This window comes from Cellulomonas sp. P2_F12 (assembly GCF_056403775.1).
Genome location: NZ_JBFUEV010000002.1, coordinates 692,782 through 711,055 on the forward strand (window position 1 = coordinate 692,782; position 18,274 = coordinate 711,055).

13 protein-coding genes are annotated in these 18,274 nt (G+C 73.2%); 5 read left to right on the top strand and 8 right to left on the bottom strand.

All coding sequences use genetic code 11. The features are described from left to right. Positions 1-75: 75 nt before the first annotated feature. The 3 genes from AC1DWH_RS07970 to serS form a co-directional block, all read right to left on the bottom strand. Positions 76-1,452 (bottom strand): ABC transporter substrate-binding protein, encoded by a 1,377-nt coding sequence (locus tag AC1DWH_RS07970; RefSeq protein WP_477093202.1) that lies wholly within the window; start codon positions 1,450-1,452, stop codon positions 76-78. A gap of 215 nt (positions 1,453-1,667) precedes the next feature. Next, a complete protein-coding gene (locus AC1DWH_RS07975) occupies positions 1,668-2,465 on the bottom strand; it encodes an HAD family hydrolase (RefSeq protein WP_477093203.1) in 798 nt (265 codons plus the stop codon). After that, the gene (serS, locus tag AC1DWH_RS07980) at positions 2,462-3,727 is read right to left on the bottom strand and encodes a serine--tRNA ligase (RefSeq protein ID WP_477093204.1); all 1,266 of its coding nucleotides are present in this window, start codon (positions 3,725-3,727) and stop codon (positions 2,462-2,464) included. The genes AC1DWH_RS07975 and serS overlap by 4 nt, the downstream gene beginning before the upstream one ends. Before the next feature lie 184 nt (positions 3,728-3,911). Here serS and AC1DWH_RS07985 point away from each other — a divergent pair, with 184 nt between their 5' ends. Both AC1DWH_RS07985 and AC1DWH_RS07990 read left to right on the top strand, forming a co-directional pair. Next, positions 3,912-5,072 carry a diacylglycerol/lipid kinase family protein gene (locus AC1DWH_RS07985; protein WP_477093205.1) on the top strand — a complete coding sequence of 387 codons (1,161 nt, stop codon included), beginning with the start codon at positions 3,912-3,914 and terminating at the stop codon, positions 5,070-5,072. Positions 5,073-5,218: 146 nt separating this feature from the next. Next, positions 5,219-7,084 carry a M48 family metallopeptidase gene (locus tag AC1DWH_RS07990; RefSeq protein ID WP_477093206.1) on the top strand — a complete coding sequence of 622 codons (1,866 nt, stop codon included), beginning with the start codon at positions 5,219-5,221 and terminating at the stop codon, positions 7,082-7,084. A gap of 3 nt (positions 7,085-7,087) precedes the next feature. On the opposite strand, the gene pheA is transcribed toward AC1DWH_RS07990, so the two are convergent. After that, a complete protein-coding gene (gene pheA / locus AC1DWH_RS07995; RefSeq protein WP_477093207.1) occupies positions 7,088-8,038 on the bottom strand; it encodes a prephenate dehydratase in 951 nt (316 codons plus the stop codon). 90 nt (positions 8,039-8,128) lie between these two features. On the opposite strand from pheA, the gene AC1DWH_RS08000 reads away from it, so the two are divergent. Further along, positions 8,129-10,435 carry a hypothetical protein gene (locus tag AC1DWH_RS08000; RefSeq protein WP_477093208.1) on the top strand — a complete coding sequence of 769 codons (2,307 nt, stop codon included), beginning with the start codon at positions 8,129-8,131 and terminating at the stop codon, positions 10,433-10,435. On the opposite strand, the gene AC1DWH_RS08005 is transcribed toward AC1DWH_RS08000, so the two are convergent. Both AC1DWH_RS08005 and AC1DWH_RS08010 read right to left on the bottom strand, forming a co-directional pair. Beyond that, the gene (locus tag AC1DWH_RS08005; protein WP_477093209.1) at positions 10,398-11,327 is read right to left on the bottom strand and encodes a glycosyltransferase family 2 protein; all 930 of its coding nucleotides are present in this window, start codon (positions 11,325-11,327) and stop codon (positions 10,398-10,400) included. The two genes, AC1DWH_RS08000 and AC1DWH_RS08005, sit on opposite strands and share 38 nt — an antisense overlap. Before the next feature lie 48 nt (positions 11,328-11,375). Next, the gene (locus AC1DWH_RS08010; protein WP_477093210.1) at positions 11,376-12,200 is read right to left on the bottom strand and encodes a DUF5926 family protein; all 825 of its coding nucleotides are present in this window, start codon (positions 12,198-12,200) and stop codon (positions 11,376-11,378) included. An 83-nt stretch (positions 12,201-12,283) separates the two neighbouring features. Between AC1DWH_RS08010 and pgm the strand changes: the two genes are divergently transcribed. Continuing rightward, positions 12,284-13,957, top strand: coding sequence for a phosphoglucomutase (alpha-D-glucose-1,6-bisphosphate-dependent) (gene pgm / locus AC1DWH_RS08015; protein ID WP_477093211.1), 1,674 nt, complete (start codon positions 12,284-12,286; stop codon positions 13,955-13,957). Then, positions 13,958-15,538, top strand: coding sequence for an MFS transporter (locus AC1DWH_RS08020; protein WP_477093212.1), 1,581 nt, complete (start codon positions 13,958-13,960; stop codon positions 15,536-15,538). It abuts the gene before it with no gap. Between the two features lie 57 nt (positions 15,539-15,595). Here AC1DWH_RS08020 and AC1DWH_RS08025 read toward each other — a convergent pair whose 3' ends face one another. Both AC1DWH_RS08025 and AC1DWH_RS08030 read right to left on the bottom strand, forming a co-directional pair. Next, positions 15,596-16,984 carry a UDP-glucose dehydrogenase family protein gene (locus AC1DWH_RS08025; RefSeq protein ID WP_477093213.1) on the bottom strand — a complete coding sequence of 463 codons (1,389 nt, stop codon included), beginning with the start codon at positions 16,982-16,984 and terminating at the stop codon, positions 15,596-15,598. Continuing rightward, the coding region (locus AC1DWH_RS08030; RefSeq protein ID WP_477093214.1) for a glycoside hydrolase family 26 protein at positions 16,981-18,274 on the bottom strand (1,294 nt) is incomplete at its 5' end. The genes AC1DWH_RS08025 and AC1DWH_RS08030, both read right to left, overlap by 4 nt.

Here is an 18,274-nt window from a genome sequence, read left to right on the forward strand (position 1 = left end):
GGCGACGGTGGCACTGACGCTGTGCAGGCCGGTCCCCGGGGAGCCGCGGACGACTCCCCGGGGACCGGCCTCACGTCAGGACGTCGGCCAGGCGGCCTCGATCTTGTCGAGCGTGTCCTTCGTCGACTGCCCCGTGATCCAGTTGGTCGCTTCCTTCCAGAAGGCGGTGTTCGCGGCGGCCGGCATGCGGTCCGAGCCGTCGAAGCGGAACACCGTGTTCGGGTCCTGCAGGATCTTGGCGGAGAGCAGGTCGATGGGGTTCACCAGGTTCGCGGTGTCGAGCCCCTTGTTGGCGGTGACCCAGCCACCGCCGGTGTCGTCCGAGCTGGCCTTCGCCTTGATGTTGGCCCAGGCGTCCGTCGACCAGAAGGTCTGGAGCGCCTGCACCTCGGGACGGTCGGAGAACGCGGTCACGAACTCACCGGCGCCGAGCACGGGGTGGTCGTCGGCCGCCTCGCCCGGCAGGTAGAACGCGAAGACGTCGCCGTCCTCGGCCACCTTGGTGCCCTCGGGCCAGTTGGCCGCGTAGAACGACGCCTGGCGGTGCAGCGCGCACTGGCCGTCGAGGATCGGCAGGCCGCCGTCCTGGAACGCGGTGCTCGCGATCGACGTGACGTCGCCGAAGCCGCCGTTGACGTACTTGTCGTTCTTCAGGTAGTCGCCCACGGCGTCGAGCGCCTTGGTCGGGTCGGCCGAGTTGAACGCCTCCTCGTGCGAGACCCACTTGTCGAAGGACTCCGGGCTGGCGACCCGGAGCATCATGTCCTCCATCCAGTCCGTGATCGGCCAGCCGGTCGCGTCACCCGACGCGATGCCGGCGCACCACGGCTTGATCCCGGTGGCGGCGATGTCGTCGGACAGCTGCTGGAGCTCGTCCAGCGTCGTCGGGATCTCCCAGCCGTTGTCCTTGAACTGCTTCGGCGAGTACCAGACCAGCGACTTCACGCTCGCGCCCGAGGGGGCCGCGTAGAACGTGCCGTCGACCGAGCCGTAGTCCTTCCAGGACGGGTCCCAGAACTTGTCGACGTTGTCCGCGACGGCCTGCGGCGCGGCGACGACCGTGCCCGTGGCCACCAGCTGGGCCAGCAGGCCGGGCTGCGGGACGATGGCGATGTCCGGCGTGTTCTTCGCCTGCGCCTGGACCAGGATCTGCTGCTCGAAGCTCTTGTCGGCCTGGTAGTCGACCTTGACGCCCGTGCAGTCCTCGAACGCCTTGAACGAGTCGGTGTACGGCTTGTCCTCCGGGGCGACGATGCCGGCGTAGATCGAGACCGTCTTGCCCGACAGGTCGCCGTACGAGTCGTAGATCGCGCAGTCGGAGGACGCGCTGTCCGTGCTGCCTCCGCCGCCGCCCCCGTCGTCCCCGCTCGAACAGGCCGCCAGCGCGAGGGCGATGCCCGCGCTCGCTGCTGCTGCTGCCACATACCCGCGACGCTTGCGCGTGCCGTTCATGAGACCTCCACGTCGTCATGTACCGGTCGGGCGCAGGAGGAATCCCGGCGCCCTTGCAAGCGATGCAAGCCGTTACGCAAGACGGGCGCAACCTCAGAGACCGGGCAATCCGGTCACGATTCAGTCACGGCTCGACCACAGCGCACGCACACGGTCGAAATCACCCGGAATCGGGCCCGAAACGGACGAGATGGGCCGGTCGGGGGCGTTGTGGGTCAGACGAGCAGGCTGTGCAGGATGGCGAGCGCGCCGTCGTCCTCGATGCCGCCGGTGACCTCGTCGGCCGCGGCGCGCACCGACTCCGGCGCGTGGCCCATCGCCACCCCGCGGGCGGCCCAGCGCAGCATCTGCACGTCGTTGCCGCCGTCGCCGATCGCCACGGTCGCGTGCGGCTGGACACCGAGGTGCTGGCGGACCTCCTCCAGCGCGCTGGCCTTGGACACTCCCCCGGGGGTCAGGTCGAGCCACGCCGACCAGCCGACCGCGTACTCGACCTCGTGCAGGCCGACGCGCTCGACCAGCTCGTGGAAGAGCTCGGGCGTGCTGTCGGGGCTCCGGATGACGACGCGGGTGGCGGGCGTCGACGTGAGCTCCTCCCAGGACACCACCTCGAGGTCGCCGGACAGCTCGCCGTCCGGGAAGTCGGCCGACACCCGGAAGCCGAGACCGAGGTCCTCGACGGCGTACAGGGCGTCGGGCAGCTCCATGGCGATCGCCCGCAGGGCCGGTCCGGGGTCGAACGTGACCACGCGGACGATCTCGTACCCGTGCTCCATGGCGGGATCGAGACGCGCCGTCACCGCGCCGTTGGAGCAGACGACCCACCCCTCGGTCAGGCCCAGGTCCCGGGCCACCGGCGCGGCCGAGTGCACCCCGCGTCCGGTCGCCAGCACCACGTGCAGCCCGGCGTCCCGGACCGCCCGGACCGCGTGCCGGACCTCGTCGGAGATCACGCCGTCGTAGGACATGAGGGTCCCGTCGACGTCGAGCGCGACGAGCCGGCAGCGCGTCATCGCACGGGCTCCAGCACCTCGAGGCCGCCCAGGTACGGGCGCAGCCCCTCGGGGACCCGCACCGAGCCGTCGGCCTGCTGGTGGTTCTCCAGCAGCGCCACGATCCAGCGCGTGGTGGCCAGCGTGCCGTTGAGCGTGGCCACCGGCCGCATCGACCCGTCGGCGGTGCGCTCGCGGACACCCAGGCGGCGGGCCTGGAACGTCGTGCAGTTGGAGGTCGAGGTGAGCTCGAGGTAGCGCTGCTGGCTGGGCAGCCACGCCTCACAGTCGAACTTGCGGGCGGCGCTCGAGCCGAGATCGCCCGCGGCCGTGTCGATCACGCGGTACGGCAGCTCGGCCAGGGCCAGCATCTCCTCCTCCCACGCGAGGATGCGGCGGTGCTCGTCGTAGGCGTCCTCGATCGTCGTGTAGGTGAACGCCTCGACCTTGTGGAACTGGTGCACGCGGATGATCCCGCGGGTGTCCTTGCCGTACGAGCCGGCCTCGCGCCGGTAGCAGGCCGACCAGCCGGCGTAGCGCTTGGGGCCCCTGGACAGGTCGAGGATCTCGCCCGAGTGGTAGCCCGCGAGCGCGACCTCGCTGGTGCCGACGAGGTACAGGTCGTCGGCGGGCAGGTGGTAGATCTCGTCGGCGTGGGCGCCGAGGAAGCCGGTGCCGGCCATGATCTCGGGCTTGACCAGCGTGGGCGTGATGACGGGCGTGAAGCCGGCGCTCAGGGCCTTGTCGACGGCGGCGTTGAGCAGGGCCAGCTCGAGGCGGGCGCCGATGCCGGTGAGGTAGTAGAACCGCGCGCCGGAGACCTTGGCGCCCCGCTCGGTGTCGATCGCCGCGAGGCCCTCGCCCAGCTCGAGGTGGTCCTTGACCGGGAAGTCGAAGTCGCGCGCCTGCCCGACGTGCTTGAGCACGACGTAGTCGTCCTCGCCGCCGGCGGGCACGCCGTCCTCGACGACGTTGGAGATGCGGCGGCTCAGCTCGGTGGCGACCGTCTCGGCGGCGTCGGCGTCGGCCTGCAGCGCCTTGACCTGGTCGGCGAGGTGCTTGCCGCGGGTCAGCAGCGCGTGCTTCTCGTCCCCCTGCGCCTTCGCCACCAGCTTGCCCAGGGACTTCTGCTCGGCCCGCAGCGTCTCGAACTCGGTCAGCGCCGAACGTCGCCGGGCGTCGGCGTCGAGCACCTGGTCGACGAGGTGGGGGTCGTCCCCGCGCGCCACCTGGCTCGCCCGGACGAGGTCGGGGTCCTCCCGCAGGAGCCGCAGATCGATCACCCAAGAACCCTACAGACCCGTGCGGCGGCGCTCGCACCGAGGTCCGACGGACGCCGCGCCCGCGCTCGAGAACGTCATGTCAGCGCGAGAACGTCACCGTGAACTGCCGTTCTCGCGCTGAAGTGACGTTCTCGGGTCGGGGCGGGCTCGGCGCTTTCGGGGGCGCGACCCGTAGATTCTCGGCATGACGTGGGAGGCGTGGGTCGCCGTGAGCGCGGGCATCGCCGCGCTCGCCGCGCTCCTGCTGGTCCTCATCCTCTGGATCCGTCAGCGCGAGCTGCGGCGGCGGATCGAGTCGCCGAGCGCCGGCACGAGCGCCCGCGCGCTGCGGCTCTCGCGCGACGTGCAGGAGACCGGGCAGGTCGTGGCCTTCGTCGCCAACCCCAGCAAGTCCGACGTCCCCGCGCTGCGGGCGGCGGTCTTCCGGGCGCGCGAGGCCCAGGGGTACCCCGAGCCCCTCTGGTACGAGACGACGATCGCGGACCCCGGCGTCGGGCAGACGCGCAAGGCGGTGGCGGACGGTGCCGACGTCGTGGTCGCGATCGGCGGCGACGGGACCGTGCGGGCGGTGGCCGAGGGTCTGGTCGGCACCGGCGTGCCCATGGGCCTGATGCCGCTGGGCACGGGCAACCTGCTGGCGCGCAATCTCGACCTGCCGCTGAGCGACCCGTTGGCCGCCATGCGGATCGCGCTGGAGGGCCGGGACCGGACCATCGACGTCGGCTGGCTGCGGGTGCTGCGCTGGGAGTCCGACGTCGACGACGCCGTCACGGACGCGGTCGACGACCTCGCCGACGAAGAGGGCCTGCAGCGCGACCACATCTTCCTGGTCATCGCCGGGCTCGGGTTCGACGCCGCGATGGTGGCCGACACCGACGAGCAGCTCAAGCGCCGGGTCGGCTGGATCGCGTACTTCGTGTCGGGCATGCGGCACCTGCACGGCCGCCGCACCCGCATGCACGTCCGGCTCGACGACCAGCCGATGACCACGACCCGGCTGCGTAGCCTGCTCATCGGCAACTGCGGCAAGCTGCCCGGCGGGATCACGCTGCTCCCGGACGCGGTGCTCGACGACGGGTGGCTGGACGTCGCGGCGATCGACACCCGCGGCGGCATCGCGGGCTGGGCGCAGCTGTTCGGCGAGGTGATGCTGCAGGGCGCCGGGATGCGCAACGACCTGCCCGCCAAGATCGGCCGGATCGACCACACGCGGGCACAGGAGGTCCGCGTGGTGGTGCAGGGCGGCGAGCACGTGCAGGTGGACGGCGACATCGTCGGCCGGGTCACCGAGCTGTCGGCCCGCGTGGACCACGCGGCCCTGGTGGTGCGGGTGCCGCTGGGCTGAGATCCGCACGATCGCGCGGATCCGGGCCCGCGGAACGCCCGTTCGAGGGCAACCCGGACGCGCGTTGGTGGACCGGCGCGCGCGGCCGCTACGCTCCCCGCCGAACGAGGGTGGGCGACCGCGCCGCCCGCACCGGGAGGACCGCCATGACCACCACCCTGCGGGCCGCGCTCGCCGTGCTCCTGCTGGTCGGCTTCTACGTCGTCGCGCTGGCGGTCGTCGTCGGCATGGGGGCGCTGGCGTGGTGGGCGTTCCAGTCGGACGCCGAGGCCGCCGCGGCCAAGCTCGGGTTCCTCGCCGCCGCCGTCGCGGTGGCGATCGTCGTCGCGCTGTGGAAGGTCGCCCGTGCCCGTCCGGTGGCCGACGACGGCCCGACGCTCACGCCCGCCGACGCCCCGGCGCTGTGGGACACGGTCCGCGAGCTCGCCGCCGCCGCCGACACCCGGGTGCCCGACGACATCCGCCTCATCGCCGACGTCAACGCGGCCGTCTCCGAGGACACCCGCCTGCTCGGCCTCGTCGGCGGCGCTCGGCACCTCTACCTCGGGGTCCCGCTGCTGCAGACGCTCGACGTGGGCCAGCTGCGGTCGGTGCTGGCGCACGAGCTGGGTCACTACTCGAACAGCCACACCCGGCTCGGCGCGATCACGTACCGCGGCAAGCAGGCGATCGGCGCGACCCTCGACCAGCTCTCCGGCAACCTGGTCGGCTGGTTCCTCGCCCTCTACGCCCGGCTCTACGTCATGGTCGCCGCCGCCGTGAACCGCCGCCAGGAGCTCGAGGCGGACCGGCTCTCCGTGCAGATCGCGGGCCGGGCGACCGCGCAGAGCGCGCTGCGGGAGCTGCCGGTGGCCGACGCCGCCTGGTCGTTCTACCTGAGCCAGTACCTCGAGGACGCCTGGGAGTCCGGCTACGCGCCGACCGCGCAGGGGTTCTTCGGGGGCTTCGGCCGGCTGGTCGGCGCCCGTGCGGGCGAGCTGGCCGAGATGCGCTCCGACGCGCCGCCGGCCGAGCAGTCGCGCTGGGACAGCCACCCGTCCATCGCCGTGCGCGTGGCCGCGATGGACCGGATGACCGACCCGGCGCCGGTCCGCGACACCCGTCCCGCGACGGTGCTGGTCCCCGGTTTCGACGACGCCGCCACGGCCCTGGCCGCGAGCGCGTTCGACGTCGAGGGCCGCACGCAGCTGGACTGGGAGGAGCTCACCGCGACCTCCCTCGTGCTCACGCGGCAGCGGACCGTCGACATCTTCTACCGCGCTGCCGCGCGCGTGGCCGGGCAGCCCCGCGCGAACCTCGGCACGGTGCTCGACCTGGTCGCGTCGGGCCGGCGCGCCGCCTGGGAGAAGGATCTCGGGATCCACCCGGAGGAGGCGCAGGACGCCGACCCCCTGGCCGTCGTGATGGACATGCTGATCAGCCAGGCGGCCGTGCAGGCGGGGGTCGCCCGGTGGCGCCACTCGTGGAGCGGGCCGGCGGAGCTGGTCGGCGCGGACGGCGAGGTCCTCGACGTCGACCCGGTGGTCACGCTCGCGCTGAGCCCCGGGTCCGTGCCGGAGGCCCGCGCCCGGCTGGTCGAGCTGGGGGTGGACGTCGAGTCCACCGGTCAGGTCAACGAGGCCGCCACGGCGCACGGCGGTGACGTGGTCGGCGGCCTGGCCAGCGTCAAGGTCGACGGGAAGAAGCACGACGTGCTGGTCCTCGACAACGGTCTGATCCTCGTGCCGACGCCCAAGAAGGACGAGTTCGGCAAGCAGCGGCTGCTCGGGCTGCTGCAGTCGGGCTCGGTGGTGCAGCTCGCGTCGTACCACCGCTTCCTCGCGTACGAGGAGATCGCGGTCGCCCGCGTCCTCAAGCAGATCCCCGTGCGCGCCGAGCTCACGCTCCACGACGGGCGGACCGTGTCGATCAGCGAGGCGTGGAGCGGGGAGCGGCTGGCGAAGGACAGCGGCGACCTGCTGGTCGCGCACCTGCTCGCGTACGCGCCGGACGAGTCGCCCGCGGACGCCTGACGCTCAGGTCGCGGTCCCGCCGCGGACGGCCTGCAGCCACCCGCGCGCGCCCACGAAGTCGCCGTCCGCCGTACCCACGTGCACGGTCGGCTCGACCGCGTCCGCCCGCGGGTAGGACCCGAGGAACCGGACGTACGGGCAGCGCCGGTGCAGGCCCATGACGGCCTCGCCGACGCGCTCGTCGGTGATGTGCCCCTCGGCGTCCAGCGAGAACGAGTACCGCCCGAGCGAGTCGCCGATGGGCCGCGACTCGATCCGGGACAAGTTCACGCCGCGGACCGCGAACTGCTCGAGCATGGCGAGCAGCGCGCCGGCCTCGTTGTCGGGCAGGTGCACCACGAGCGTGGTCTTGTCCGCGCCGGTGGGCGGCGGCACGTCGCCGGGATGGCCGACGACGACGAACCGGGTCTGCGCCGACACGTTGTCCGCGACGTCCTCCGCCAACGGGACCAGGCCGTAGGACTCGACGGCGGCGGGCGGGACGAGCGCGGCGTCGAACCCGAGGTCGCGGCCGTCGCCGTCGGCGATGAGCGCCGCCGGGGCCGTGTTGGACGTGGCCGGCACGTGCACGACGTGCGGCAGGTGGTGCGCGAGCCAGCGCCGGCACTGCACCCAGGCGTGCGGGTGGGCGGAGATGCGCTCGACGTCCGCGAGCCGCACCCCGGGCGCGGCCGCCAGCGTGAACTGCACCGGCACGAGCATCTCGCGCAGGATCACCAGCGGGTCGCCGCCGGCCAGGCTGTCGAGGGTCGCGGTGACGCCGCCCTCGACCGTGCTCTCGATGGCGACCACGGCGAAGTCGGCGTCGCCGGTGCGGACCGCCTCGATGGCCGACGCGACGTCCGACACCGGGAGGTCCACGCACTCGTCGACCGCGACCACCTGGCGCAGCGCGGCCTCGGTGAACGTGCCGGCCGGACCCAGGTAGGCGTACCGCGGTAGCGCCTTCGACATGGCGTTCCTCCCGTGCAGATGATGTGCACGCTGCACGGATACCCCGCAGCGCCGCCGGGGTCGAGGGTAGTGCGCCCGTAGGCTGGAACGGTGCTGACCCCTGCCCGCCCGCGCGCGTCCCTGCTTCGCGGCGCGGTGCTCGCACTCCTGCTGAGCATGGCGAGCCTGCTCCTGGCGGCTCCCGCGCAGGCTGCCGACGAGCCGCCGGTCCTGCTGATCGGGGTCACCGGGGTCCGCTGGGACGACGTCACCACCCTCACGACGCCCGCGCTGTGGAGCATGTCCCGCGAGGGGTCGGTCGGCCTGGTCGCCGCCCGCAGCGTCGCCTCCCGCTCCTGCCCTGCCGACGGCTGGCTCGCGGTCTCGACGGGTACCCGCGCCGCCGACGTGCGCACCGACGACGGCACCTGCCGCACCCTGCGCGAGCCCGGCGAGACCGGCCAGGTGCCCGGCTGGGACGACTACGTGGCCGCCGCCGACGCCGAGTCGTACGGCGCGGTCCCGGGGCTCCTGGGGAACATGCTGGCCGACGCCGGCTCCGCGGTGGCGGGCATCGGGCCCGGCGCCGCGATCGCGCTGGCCGACGAGCAGGGCATCCCCGTCGGCACCCACCAGGTCCTGCCCACCAGCAACCTCGGCATCACCCGCGCCGTGCGCGACGCCCTCGCCACCTCGCAGCTGGTGGTCATCGACGCCGGCTCCCTGCGCGACCCGGGGTACGCGACCGCAGACCGGCCCGACACCCCCGCGCCCACCGCGACCGAACCCGGCGACCAGGTGGACGAGCCGACGCAGCCGGAGGTCTCGACCCCCGACGCGATCATCGAGCCGTCGCGGGCGCTGCAGGCCCAGGCGATCGACGACCGGATCGGCGCCGCGATCGCGGGGGCCCAGCGCTCGGGTGCGACCGTCCTCGTCGTCTCGCTCGCCGACTCAGGCCGCACCGTCCTGCAGCTCGGCGCCGCGACCGGGCGCGCACCCGACGGCGCCGAGTACTCCCAGAGCCTGCTGACGTCGGGCTCGACCCGCCAGGCCGGGCTGATCCAGTCGGTCGACGTCACGCCGACCCTGCTGTCCGGCATCGGGCTCGACGACAGCGCCGCGACGTTCAGCGGGTCCGAGATCCTGCCCGGCCCGTCGACCGCCGCCGCGACCGCCCGGGTGGACCGCCTGCTCGACATCCAGCGGCACGCGACCATGATCGCGCGCGTGGCCGGGGCGTACTCGACGCGGCTGGTCCTCGTCCAGGCCGTCCTGTTCATCGCGGCGGCGATCATCCTGACCCGCAAGGGCCGCTCCGACCAGGCGCCGCTGCGCCCGGCCCTGCGCGTGCTGCGGGTCGCCGCCCTGGCCCTGGCCGCCGCGCCGGTGGCGTCGTTCCTCACCAACCTGGTCCCGTGGTGGCGCTCGGACATGCCGGTCACCACGTTCTGGTGGGTGCTGCTCGGCTGGATCGCGCTGATCACGGTCGTGGCGCTGGTCGGGCCCTGGCGGCGCAACCTGCTCGGGCCGGCGGGCGTCGTCGCGGGCGTGACGGTCCTGGTGCTCGTGGTCGACGCCTGCACCGGCTCCACGCTGGTCATCGACTCCCCGATGGGCGCCCACCGGGTGCTCGCCGCGCGCTTCTACGGCATGAGCAACCAGGCGTTCGCGCTGCTCACCGCGGCGGGGCTGCTGCTCGCGGTCGCGATCGCGGACCCGCTGCTGCGCCGCGGCCGCCGCGGGCTGGCCACCGCCGCGGTCGCCGGTCTGGGGCTGCTGCTCGTGGTCGTGGACGGCGCGCCCGGGCTGGGCAGCGACTTCGGCGGGCCGCCCGCGCTGATCCTCGCGTTCGCGATGCTGACCATCGTGGTCAGCGGCCGCAAGGTCAGCTGGAAGTGGCTCGGGCTGATCGTCCTGGTCGGCGTCGTGGTCGTCGGCGGCTTCGCGGTGCTCGACTGGATGCGCCCGCCCGACGCCCGCACGCACCTCGGCCGGTTCTTCGCGACCGTGCTCGACGGCGGGCTGTGGGACGTGGTCGGCCGCAAGATCGCCGTGAACCTGCGCGTCCTGACGTCCTGGCGCTACCTCGTGCTCGCCATCGGCGGCGTGCTGCTGACCTGGCTGGTCATCGCCGGCGGCCGGCCCCGCCGCGGCGCGCTCATGGGGACCGGCAGCTCGATGGCCGGCCTGCAGCGCGCGGTGCCCCTCCTGCGTCCGGCGGTCGCGGCGATCGGCGCGGCGCTGGCCGTCGGGTTCCTCATGAACGACTCTGGCATCGTCGTTCCGGCCACGGGCATCGCCGTCGCGGTCCCGTGCCTGGTCGCGGCGGCCGCGCAGTGGCGGCTCGGGGCGCCCGACGGGGAGCTCGACGAACCGGCTAGCGGTGAGTCTGAGGCGGTTTCTGCGCCGGTGTGACGGTCCGCTTCACGGCGCCGGCGGCGCGGCGCACCCGGCGGGCGTTCACCGCGAGCTGGACGTCCCGGTACTGCGCGGCGCGGTGCATCTGGCCCTTGAGGTCCGAGCCGGACGGCCGGTGCTTGAGGTCGCAGGGCACCTCGACGACGCGGAAGCCGCGGCGCAGCAGGTCGATGGTCATGCCCGTCTCCACGCCCCAGCCGTGGGCCAGCGGCGTCGCTGCCTCGAACGCCTCGCGGGTCAGGCACCGCATGCCGGACAGGGGCTGCGTCGGGGTCCAGCCGGTCATCGACACGATGGCCCGACGGGCCGCGCCGACGACGATCCCCCGGCCGCCCGCGCCGGGCTGCGGCGGGATCAGGGCGATGGACAGGTCGGCGTGCCCCTCGTACACGGGCGGCACCAGCGGGGCGGTGTTGACCGCGGTCTCGCCCAGGTCGCCGTCGATGAACAGCAGGATGCGGGGCTGCCGGTCGGGGGCGTCACGCATGGCGACGACCGCCGCGCCCGTCTCCATCGCCGCCGCCTTGCCGCGGTTGTGCGAGTGGCGGACCACCACGGCGCCGGCCTCGCGGGCGACGTGCTGGGTGTTGTCCTCGGAGCCGTCGTCGACCACCAGGACCAGGTCCACGTGCGGGATGGCGCGGGCCGAGCGGACGGTGGCGGCGATGCGCCGGGACTCGTCCTTGGCGGGGATGATCACCGCGACGCGCTGGCGGGCCTTGTGGACGGCCGCCTTGCGCTCGTCGGTCGCCGCCTTGCGGGCGTCGTTCGGAGCCTTCACGGCAGCCTGCCCGGCAGCCTGCGCGGCGTCCGCCGGCGGCTGCGGGGTGTCGACGGGTGCGGCGGACTCCGCCTGGTCGTCGGCGGCCTTGCCGCCCTTGCGCATCACGTCCGCCACCCTATCGACCCGCACCCGTCCCGCCCGTCCGTGGACGGGTCAGCGCAGGGTGACCTGGCGGGCCACCAGGCCGGCGCGCGCGCGGCGCTCGTTGGCGTCGAGCGGCGCGGTGTCCTGGAGCGCGGCGGTGAACCGGGGCAGGAAGTCGGCGACCGGCTTCTCGATGTCCTCCGCCTCCGAGCCCTTGGCCAGCTCCCACACCGGGACGACCAGGCCGGCGGAGCGGAAGTAGCCGACGAACTTGGCGCCCTCGAACCCGGACTCGCGCGTGGCGTGGAGGCGGGAGAGGCCGTCGAGGACCACCTGCTCCTCGTGCGGCTGGGCCCAGCGCAGGAACTCGCGGGCACCCATCCGGCACCAGTACGCGGCGTCGGCGGACTCGAGCTTGACCGTGTCGATGATGCCGCCGTCGGCCTCCTCGATCGCGGCCTGCAGGTCCGGCGTGCGCTCGGTGTCCGGGGCCAGCCAGTACGCGAACGAGTCCTGCACTGTGACCTCGAACGGCACCGACAGGTCGAGCACGTCCTGCAGGCGCGGGCCCGGCTCGGGCAGGCCGATGGTCTCGACGGCGGTCCCGGCCTCGACCTCGAGGGCCTCGAGCAGCGCGTGCGCGAGGTCGCGGCTGACGTCGTTGGAGCTGCTGGTGGTCTGCAGGGCCAGGAGGACGACGCCGTCCGCGCGGTGCAGCGCGGGCCAGCTGGTCGGCAGCACCGTGGTGATCAGCACCTCGCGCGCGCCGTGCTCCTTGGTGGTCCGGGCCGTCGCGGTCGCGGCCGGGACCAGCTCCTTGAGGGCGACCCAGTCGGGCTCACCGGGGAGCCCCTCGAACGGGCGCAGCACGAAGTCGGACGAGTTCTTGGCCATGCGGGAAAGGTTACCGGTCCCCACCAGGGCAACCAGCCGGGGAGGGGCTCGCTTCGTACCGGGCGTTAAGGGAGGATCGCGACATGGACCCGCGTGCCGGAACACCCGCCCAACCGTCCGACCTCGTCGATCTCGACGCCCTGACCGGCGCGTACTACGACCGCGAACCCGACCTCGACGACCCCGCGCAGCGGGTGGTGTTCGGCACCAGCGGACACCGCGGGTCGGCCCTCGACACCGCGTTCAACGAGGCGCACATCGTCGCCATCACCGCCGCGATCGTCGAGTACCGCCGCTCCCAGGGCACCGACGGCCCGCTGTTCATCGGCCGGGACACGCACGCGCTGTCCGACCCGGCCTGGCGCTCGGCGCTCGAGGTGCTGGCGGCGGCGGACGTCGAGGTGCACGTGGACGCCCGCGACTCGTGGACCCCGACGCCCGGCGTCTCGCACGCGATCCTGCGGCACAACGGCGCCGGCAGCTCGGAGGGCGTCCGCACGCAGGGGCCGGGCCTCGCCGACGGCATCGTCGTGACCCCGTCGCACAACCCGCCCCGCGACGGCGGCTTCAAGTACAACCCGCCGCACGGCGGCCCCGCGGGGTCGGAGGCCACCGGCTGGATCGCCGACCGCGCCAACGAGATCCTCGCCACCGGCTGGAAGAGCGTGCCGCGCGTGAGCGCCGAGGCCGCGCTGGCGGCGGACACCACCCTCAAGCACGACTACCTGTCCTCCTACGTCGCGGACCTGGCCAACGTCATCGACGTCGACGCCATCCGCGCGTCCGGCGTCCGCATCGGCGCGGACCCGCTGGGCGGCGCGTCCGTCGAGTACTGGGGCGAGATCGGCGAGTACTACGGGCTGGACCTGACCGTGGTGAACCCGACGGTGGACCCGCAGTGGGGGTTCATGACGCTCGATTGGGACGGCAAGATCCGCATGGACTGCTCGTCGCCGTACGCGATGGCGTCGCTGGTGGCCCGGATGGCCGGGGACCCGGCGCCGTTCGACATCGCGACGGGCAACGACGCCGACTCGGACCGCCACGGCATCGTGACCCCGGACGGGCTGATGAACCCGAACCACTACCTCGCGGTCGCCATCTCCTACCTCTACGGCGGCGCGCGCCGGGGCTGGCCGGCCGACACCGCCATCGGCAAGACCCTCGTCTCGTCCGGCCTCATCGACCGGGTGGCCGGGAAGCTGGGCCGGCGGCTGCTGGAGGTGCCGGTCGGGTTCAAGTGGTTCGTGCCGGGCCTGGTGGACGGGTCGGTCGGGTTCGGCGGCGAGGAGTCCGCGGGAGCGTCGTTCCTGCGCAAGGACGGCACCGTGTGGACCACCGACAAGGACGGCATGCTCCCCGCGCTGCTGGCCTCGGAGATCCTGGCGACCACCGGCAAGTCGCCGTCGGTCCACCACCAGGAGCTCGTCGCCGAGTTCGGGGAGTCCTGGTACGCCCGGGTCGACGCCGCGGCCTCCCGCGAGGAGAAGGCGACGCTGTCGAGGCTCACGCCCGAGCAGGTCACCGCGACCACGCTGGCCGGCGAGGAGATCACCGCGAAGCTGACCAACGCGCCCGGCAACGACGCGGCGATCGGCGGCCTCAAGGTCACCACGCAGAACGCCTGGTTCGCCGCCCGGCCGTCCGGCACCGAGGACGTGTACAAGATCTACGCCGAGTCGTTCGTGTCCGCCGAGCACCTGGCCCAGGTGCAGGCAGAGGCGAAGGACGTCGTCTCCGCAGCCCTGGGGGCATAGATGTCGACACCGACCGCACCGCCGCTGGACCGTCGCCTCGCGCTCCTGCTCGCGATGGCGATGTTCGTCCTCGTGGTCGACACGTCCTTCATGAACGTGTCGATCTCCGCGGTCGTCGCCGACCTGGACACGACGGTGAGCGGCGTGCAGTCCGCGATCGCGCTCGAGGCCCTGGTGTCCGCCGCGTTCATCCTCATCGGCAGCAAGGTCGGTGACCTGATCGGCCGCAAGCGCGCCTACGTGCTGGGGCTGCTCGGGTACGCCACCGGCGCGGTCGCGATGATGCTGGCGCAGAGCCTGACGGCGGTGATCATCTTCTGGGCGATCATCGGCGGGCTGGGCGCGTCGCTCCTGCTGCCCTCGATGCAGTCGCTGATCCACGGCAACTTCACGGGCGGTGCGCAGGTGCGGGTCTACGCGCTGGTCGGGGCGTCCGCCTCGATCGCGGCGGCGGTCGGTCCCCTGCTCGGCGGCTTCATCACCACCTACCTGTCGTGGCGCGTGGCCTTCGGGCTCGAGGCGCTGATCATCGTGGTGGTGCTCAGCGGCATCAGGCTGGTCAAGGACGTGGCCTACACCGGCGACCGCTCGATCGACGTCGTCGGCGCCATCCTGTCCGCGCTCGCGATGGGCGGCATCGTCCTCGGCATCCTCGTGTGGCAGGAGGGCGGCGAGGCCGTCGGCGCCCTGATCGCCGTCGGCGCCATCGCCCTCGGGCTGCTGGTCCGCTGGCTCGTGCGCCGCAAGCGCGCGGGCAAGCCCGTGCTGCTCGACCCCGACCTGTTCCGGCTGCCGCTGTTCCGCGTCGGCGTCTCCCAGCAGATGCTCCAGCAGATCACGCTCGGGGCCGCGATGATCACGCTGCCGATCTTCCTGCAGATGGTCCTGGAGTACGACGCGATGTCGGCGGGCCTGTCGCTGGCCCCGCTGTCCCTGAGCATGTTCGCCCTGGCCCTGCTGGCCGGGAAGCGCTCGGGCCGGCGCCGGCCGGCGGACATCGTGCTGGTCGGCTTCGCGCTGGTCGTCGTCGGTGTCCTGGTGCTGATCCCCGTGGTGCCGCGGGCGACGTCCGGCTGGTACCTGGTGGTCCCGCTGATCATCATCGGGTCCGGCCTCGGGCTCCTGGTGTCGCAGCTGAACAACTACACGCTGTCGCCCATCACCGAGGAGCGGGTCAGCGAGGCCGCGGGCGTCAACTCGGCGTCGGGCTCGTTCGGCCTGTCGTTCGGGCTCGCGTTCGCCGGCGGTCTCCTGCTCGCCGCGCTGTCGCTGGGGTTCACCACGCAGTCCGACGCGAGCACGGTCCTCTCGCCCGACGAGCAGACCCAGGTCGCCACCGCGCTGGAGGACGACGCGCAGCTGATGAGCAACACGCAGCTCGAGGAGGTCCTGGTGGGCCAGCCGGCCGACGTGCAGGCCGAGATCCTGCGCATCAACACCGAGGTGCGGCCGCGCGCCCTGCAGATCGCGCTGCTGGTCCCGCTGCTCGCCGGCCTGGTCGGGCTGGTCAACGGCTTCCGGATGCGGCGCCTGCCCGACCCGCAGCCGAACGCCGCGATCGAGGGCGTGGCGCTGGGCTGAGGCTGAGGTCAGGCCGACGGCCCCGGGGACCGACCCCGGGGCCGTCGGTGTGTCTGCTCACGCCGCCGCGCGGCCCAGCCCCGTGAACGTCCACCCGGCCGCGCGCCACCGGCCCGCGTCGAGCTTGCCGCGCGCGTCGATGACGGCCGGCTGGTGGGCGAGCGCGGCGAGGTGCGACGGGTCCGCCTGGAGGAACTCGTCCCACTCGGTCAGCACGAGGATCACGTCAGTGCCCTCGACGGCCTCCTCCACGCTGGTCGCGTAGCCGAGGGTCGGGAACATCGACCGGGCGGTGTCGCCCGCCTGCGGGTCGTAGACGGTGACCTGGGCGCCCCGCAGGTGCAGGGCCGCCGCCACGTTGAGCGCCGGGGAGTCCCGGACGTCGTCGGTGTGCGGCTTGAACGCGGCGCCGAGCACGCCGACCCGCCGGTTGAGCACCGAGCCGCCGCAGGCCTGCACGGCGAGCTCGATGACGCGTTCGCGCTGACCCATGTTGATCTCGTCGACCTGCTGGAGCAGCGCCGCCGCCCGGCCGGCCCCGAGCTCGTTGGCCCGGTACATCAGGGCGCGGATGTCCTTGGGCAGGCACCCGCCGCCGAACCCGAGGCCGGCGTCGAGGAACCGCCGCCCGATGCGGATGTCGTGCCCGAGGGCGTCGGCCAGCACCGTGACGTCGGCACCCGCCGCCTCGCAGACCCCGGAGATCGCGTTGATGAACGAGATCTTCGTGGCCAGGAACGCGTTGGCGCTGACCTTGACCAGCTCCGCGGTCGGCAGGTCGCAGACGACCACCGGCGACCCCTCGGCGATGGGACCGGAGTAGACCTTCCGCAGGAGCGCCTCCGCCTCGGGCGACGTGCCGCCCAGGACGATCCGGTCGGGGTGCAGCGTGTCGGCGACCGCCTTGCCCTCCCGCAGGAACTCCGGGTTCCACACCAGCTCGGCCCGGACGCCCGACGGCGCCTCGCGGGCCACCAGCGTCCGGAGCCGGGCGGCCGTGCCGACGGGCACCGTCGACTTGCCGACGATGAGCCCGTCGTGGGTCAGGTGCCGCGCGATGGCCGTCGTCGCCGCCTCCACGTACCGCAGGTCCGCGGCGTGGCTCGTCTTGGACTGCGGGGTGCCGACGCAGACGAAGTGCACGTCCGCCCAGCCCACCGCCTCGGCCACGTCCGTGGTGAACCGGAGCCGACCCGTGGCCATCTGCTCGGCGAGGAGCTCGGGCAGCCCGGGCTCGTAGAACGGGACCTTGCCGGCGGCGAGCATCTCGACCTTGTGCGGGTCGGTGTCGACGCCCACCACCTCCATGCCCAGCTGGGCCATGGCGACCGCGTGGGTGGCGCCGAGGTAGCCGGTGCCGAGGACGGCGATCCGCGGCGCGGGGCCGGCGGGGTCGAACGGGCGACGGACGGGGGTGTCGAGGGCGTCGACACGGGGTGTCTTCATGACGGCTCCTGGGTGGTCGTCGGGCTCGGGGTGGGCTCGGGGGTCAGTTCCGGGGTCGGTGTGGGGGTCGGTTCGGGTGTCGGCGTCGGGGTGGGTTCCGGCGTCGGGGTCGGTTCCGGCGCCGGGGTGGGCGTCGGGGTCGGGGTCGGGGTCACGACCTCCGGGGTCGGTGCGGGTGCGGCGAGCGTCGTGGCGGCCACCGGTCCGTCGACGAAGCCCGCCGCCGGGTTGTGGATGCCGTCGATGAACGCCTGTTGCGAGTCGCGCCGGGACGTGATGCGCCAGTCGTTGGTGACGCGCTGGCCGCCGGAGATCGTCGTGACCGTGTGGTTGAACCACGCGAACCCGATGACGTCGGCGTTCTCCGGCTTGGCCAGGGCCGCGAACAGGTCGGCGACCCACTGAGGTTTCTGGCCGCCCACCTCGGAGGCGCCGATCTCCGCGAGCAGGATCGGTTTCTTGGTGATCGACCGCAGCTGGTTCAGGGACTTGTCGTACGTGTAGGAGAACGTCGGCGTCTGGTCGGACCTGAACGGCGGCCGGTAGTAGCCCGACAGGCCCACCCAGTCCACGTAGTCGTCGCCGGGGTACAGGCTCCGCATGTACCAGGACGAGTTCTTGGCCCAGTCCGGCAGCGCGTTGACGATGTTCGGCGCCCAGACCCAGATGACGTACTGGTTGGCGCCCTCCGCCTGGAAGATGTCGTGCACGTGGCGCCACATCTTCACGTAGTCGCCCTTGCCGTTGCCGTTGAGGGAGTTGCCGCCCCACGCCCGCTCGCCCCACGGGTACCAGCTGCCGTTCATCTCGTGGTCGAGACGGATGGCCATGGGCAGGCCCAGGCTGACGATGTCCTTGGCGTACTGGTGCAGGTAGTCGTCGTACTGCCCGCCGATGATCTTGGGCAGCGAGTAGTTCGGGTCGACGGCCTGGTCGTTCGCCGCCTTGAGGGGGCGGGACTCCCAGGTGAGCAGCGGAAGCATGCCCTTCTGCCAGGCGCGCGTGACCGCGTCCGGCCGGAACGGTCCGTCCCAGCCCTGGAAGTAGCCCGCGATCGTGGGCGCGACGCCGACGGTCGAGCTGACGTTGTCGAGCTCCGCCCAGTTGAACGGCGACTGCGGCGTGTAGAGGCCGAACTGGCGCTTGGTCGGCGCGAGCAGCTCCGACAGGGGTGGCGCGGTCGGCTTGGCGACGACGGCGGGGGCTGTCGCCACCGCGGCCTGCGACCGGGCCCGGGCCGCGGCGGCCTCGGCGGCGGCGGCACGGGCGTTCGCCGCCTCGGCCTGACCC